This window comes from Streptomyces calidiresistens, from assembly GCF_014141525.1.
In the GTDB taxonomy this organism is placed as follows: Bacteria; Actinomycetota; Actinomycetes; order Streptomycetales; family Streptomycetaceae; genus Streptomyces; species Streptomyces calidiresistens.
Window position 1 is genome coordinate 1 of the sequence record NZ_VKHS01000451.1, and the last position, 4,583, is coordinate 4,583.

The following is a 4,583-nucleotide window of genomic DNA, read 5'->3' on the forward strand; positions in this document are numbered from 1 at the left end:
GGCCGGGGCGGGCTTCTCCTCGGCCTCGGGCTCCGGTGCGGGCTCGGCCTTCGGCTCCGGCTTCTCCTCGGCCTTCGGCTCCTCCTGCTTCGGTGCCGGTGCCGGTGCCGGGGCGGCGCCCTTCTCACCGATCACCGCGAGCCTCGCGCCGACCTCGGCGGTCTCGTCCTCACCGACCAGGATCTCCAGCAGGGTGCCGGCGGTGGGGGAGGGGATCTCGGTGTCGACCTTGTCGGTGGAGACCTCCAGGAGGGGCTCGTCGGCCTCGACCTCCTCGCCGACCTCCTTCAGCCAGCGGGTGACGGTGCCCTCGGTGACGGACTCGCCCAGCGCGGGCAGGGTCACGTCGGTGCCCTGCGCCGACCCGGCGGACCCGCCCGCCTCGGCGGAGCCGGGGCCGGAGTAGTCCGCGCCGGAGGCGGCGGAGGAGTCACCGGAGGTGGAGGCGGCCGGCTCGGGCTCCGGCTCCGCCTGCGGCTCGGGGGCGGACTCCTCGGCCGGAGCGGGGGCGGAGTCGCCGCCGCCGGTGCCGTCGTCGATGATCGCCAGCTCGGCCCCGACCTCGACGGTCTCGTCCTCGGCGACCTTGATCGCGGACAGCACGCCGGCGGCGGGGGCGGGGATCTCGGTGTCGACCTTGTCGGTGGAGACCTCGAGCAGGGGCTCGTCGGCCTCGACCCGTTCACCCTCGGCCTTCAGCCAGCGGGTGACGGTGCCCTCGGAGACGCTCTCGCCGAGCGCCGGAAGGGTTACGGAAACCGCCATGGTTTCGGTTGCTCCTTACGGGAAGTACGGATGGGGGCGCGCCTCGGGCGGGCCGGTCAGTCGTGCGAGTGCAGCGGCTTGCCGGCCAGCGCCAGGTGCGCCTCGCCGAGGGCCTCGTTCTGGGTCGGGTGCGCGTGGATCAGCTGCGCGACCTCGGCGGGCAGCGCCTCCCAGTTGTAGATCAGCTGGGCCTCGCCGACCTGCTCGCCGAGCCGGTCGCCGACCATGTGCACACCGACGACCGCGCCGTCGCGGACCTGGACGAGCTTGATCTCGCCCTGGGTCTTGAGGATCTTGCTCTTGCCGTTGCCGCCCAGGTTGTACTTCAGCGTGACGACCTTGTCGGCGCCGTACAGTTCCTTGGCCTTGGCCTCGGTGATGCCGACGGAGGCGACCTCGGGGTGGGAGTAGGTGACCCGGGGGACACCGTCGTAGTCGATCGGCACCGGGTTGAGGCCGGCGAGTCGCTCGGCCACGAGGATGCCCTCGGCGAAGCCGACGTGCGCCAGCTGCAGGGTCGGGATGAGGTCGCCGACCGCCGAGATGGTGTCGATGTTGGTGCGGCAGTACTCGTCGACGGTCACGTAGCCGCGGTCCATCGCGACCCCGACCTCCTCGTACCCCAGTCCCTGCGAGACCGGGCCGCGGCCGATGGCCACCAGCAGCAGCTCGGCTTCGAAGGTCTTGCCGTTGGCCAGCGAGACCTTCACGCCGTCGTTGGTGTACTCGGCCTTCTCGAAGAAGGAGCCCAGGGAGAACTTGATGCCGCGCTTGCGGAAGGCCCGCTCCAGCAGCTTGGAGCTGTTCTCGTCCTCGGCCGGCACCAGGTGCGGCAGGCCCTCGACGATCGTGACCTCGCTGCCGAAGGAGCGCCACGCGGAGGCGAACTCGCAGCCGATGACGCCGCCGCCCAGGATGATCACGGACTTGGGGACCCGGTCCAGCTTCAGGGCGTGGTTGGAGGAGATGACGCGGTCGCCGTCGATCTCCAGGCCCGGCAGGGACTTGGGAACCGAGCCGGTCGCCAGCAGGATGTGCCGGCCGGTGTAGCGCTCGCCGTTCACGTCCACCGAGGTGGCGGAGGACAGTCGGCCCTCGCCCTGGACGTAGGTGATCTTCCGGGAGGCCACCAGGCCCTGCAGGCCCTTGTACAGGCCGGAGACCACGCCGTCCTTGTAGGCGTGCACCCCGGGCATGTCGATGCCCTCGAAGGTGCTCTTCACACCGAACTGCTCGCCCTCGCGGGCGGCGTCGGCGACCTCACCGGCGTGCAGCAGCGCCTTGGTGGGGATGCAGCCGTAGTGCAGACAGGTGCCGCCGAGCTTGTCCTTCTCGATCAGGGCGACGTCCAGCCCGAGCTGCGACGCGCGCAGGGCCGCGGCGTAGCCGCCGCTCCCGCCGCCGAGGATCACTAGGTCGAAAACGGTGCTGGCGTCGTTCGCCACGTCACGTCCTCCATGCATGGGGTTCGCCGGATCCGGTCGCCCATGACCGTTCCGGCGGCTGTGTGTGCGCCGCTGGAAAAACGGCTAGTGGTGACTCGTACTCCCGTTCAGCGGATGAGCCGGGCCCCTGTCCTGCCGGAACACCATCTTCGCACCTGTCCGGGGTCGGCGGGACGCGGGGCCGTCGGATGAGGCGGTGCAAACGGTCTCTCATCGGACATTGCGGGCGGTTCTCGGGCGCAGTCGTGCGGATTACCCGTCGGTAGTACCGCTGGGTACCGTTCGGGGTCCCGACCCGGACGGCACGCGGCCCCCGACCCCCCCCCGGCGCGGGCCGCGTCCGCCCGCCGGTGCGCGCCCCGCCGGTACCGACGCCGGGGCCGGCACCGGCGGGGGCGCGCCGGGATCAGCCCGGCAGACCCTCCTCGGCCACCCGCTCGGCCAGCCGCACCAGCGTGCGCACCGCCGAACCGGTGCCGCCCTTGGGCGTGTAACCGAAGGGGGAGCCCTCGTTGAAGGCCGGACCCGCGATGTCCAGGTGGGCCCACGGGGTGCCGTCGGCCACGAACTCCTTCAGGAACAGCCCCGCCGACAGGCCGCCGCCCATCCGGTCGCCCACGTTGGCGATGTCCGCCACCGGGGACTTCAGCCCTTCCATCAGGTCCTCCGGCAGCGGCATCGGCCACGCCTGCTCGCCGACCTCACCCGCGATGCCGTGCACCAGGTCGCGGAAGGAGTCCTCGTTGGACATGATGCCGAAGGTCCGCTTGCCCAGCGCCACCATCATCGCGCCGGTCAGCGTCGCCACGTCCACCACCGCGTCCGGGGACTCCTCGCCCGCGCGCGCCAGTGCGTCGGCCATCACCAGCCGGCCCTCGGCGTCGGTGTTGAGCACCTCCACCGTCTTGCCGCTGTACATGGTCAGCACGTCGCCCGGCCGGGTCGCCGACCCCGAGGGCATGTTCTCGGCCAGTGCCAGCCAACCGGTCACGTTGACCCGCAGGTCCAGTCGCGCCGCCGCGACCACGGCCGCGAACACCGCCGCCGCGCCCGCCATGTCGCACTTCATGGTCTCGTTGGAGCCGGCCGGCTTCAGCGAGATGCCGCCGGAGTCGTAGGTGATGCCCTTGCCGATCAGCGCCAGCGAGTTCCGGGCCTTGGAGTGCCGCCAGGTCAGCCGCACCAGTCGGGGCGGGCTCTGGGAACCCTGGCCCACGCCCATGATGCCGCCGTAGCCGCCCTTGCCCAGGGCCTGCTCGTCCAGCACCTCGATCTTCAGGCCGTACTCCTTGGCCGCGGCCCCCGCCAGAGCGGCGAACTCCGCCGGATTCAGGGCGTTGGGCGGGGTGTTGACCAGGTCGCGGGCCCGGGCGATCTCCTGCGCGAGCACCTCGGCCCGCTCCGCGACCGCCTTCAGCTCCGAACCCTTGGCGCTCTTGGCGTCCAACCCGGCGATGGTCACCTCGGCGAGCGGGGCGGAGGCGTCCCGGCCCTCCTCCTTGCGCCCGCGCCCGGAGCGGCGGCCCCGGCCCGACTTCCCCTCGTCGTCCCGTCCCTCGCCGCGGAACTCGGTGAAGGCGTAGGACCCCAGCAGGGCGCCCTCGGCCACCGCCGCGACCGCGGCCGGGTCCGAGGAGGTCAGCGCGAAGGCGGCGTGACCGGTGCCGGTCAGCGCGCGGGCCGCGGCGCCCGCCGCCCGCCGCAGGGTCTCGGTCGCCGGGGCGTCGTCCCCGGAAGCGGGGCCCAGCCCGACCGCCACCACGAGATCCGCCTCGAAGCCCTCGGGCGCCGGCAGCTTGGTGATCTCGTTCTCGGCGCCGGTGGCCCCGAGCGTGGTCAGCAGGGCGGTCAAACGGCCGCCGAAGGCGGCGTCCACGGCGCCCGCGGCCTCGACGCCGGGAGCCGGCATCGGGCCGTCCTCGCCCTTGACGACGCCGATCACCACGGCGTCCGCGCGCACCTTCGCGGCGGTGGAGGAACTGAGGGTCAGTGCAGTCACGGTGGGGAGAGTCCTGTTCGTCTCGATGATGGATCGTCCGGACACCGGAGGGGGGATCCCGGGAGGGTCGCCCCCGGGGCCGCGCTCCGGGCTCCCGAGCCTACGCCCCGCCCGGGCGGCGCCGCTCGGCCGACACCGCCCGTCGGAGCACCCCGGGTCACCCACCGACGGCCCCCACCACCACCGCCGCGATGACCAGCGACGCCGTCGTCGTGCTCTCGACCACCGCCCCGAGGACATCCCCCGTCACACCGCCCAGGCGCCGACGGCACCGTCGCAGCACCGCCTCGCCCGCCACCATCCCGCAGCCCGTCACGGCCGCGCCGAGCAACCCGCCGATCACCGCGGCGCCGACCCCGCCCGTCGGGTCGCCG

The 4,583-nt window shown here is 73.0% G+C and carries 4 protein-coding genes; all 4 read right to left on the reverse strand.

From position 1 onward, the window contains the following. On the reverse strand, positions 1-765 hold a 765-nt coding region (locus FOE67_RS17375; protein WP_323384993.1), incomplete at its 3' end, for a biotin/lipoyl-containing protein. A gap of 56 nt (positions 766-821) precedes the next feature. Then, a complete protein-coding gene (gene lpdA, locus FOE67_RS17380) occupies positions 822-2,210 on the reverse strand; it encodes a dihydrolipoyl dehydrogenase (RefSeq protein ID WP_182665326.1) in 1,389 nt (462 codons plus the stop codon). A 406-nt stretch (positions 2,211-2,616) separates the two neighbouring features. Next, positions 2,617-4,209 carry a leucyl aminopeptidase gene (locus FOE67_RS17385; RefSeq protein ID WP_182665328.1) on the reverse strand — a complete coding sequence of 531 codons (1,593 nt, stop codon included), beginning with the start codon at positions 4,207-4,209 and terminating at the stop codon, positions 2,617-2,619. Positions 4,210-4,366: 157 nt separating this feature from the next. Next, on the reverse strand, positions 4,367-4,583 hold a 217-nt coding region (locus FOE67_RS17390; protein WP_182665330.1), incomplete at its 5' end, for an adenosylcobinamide-GDP ribazoletransferase.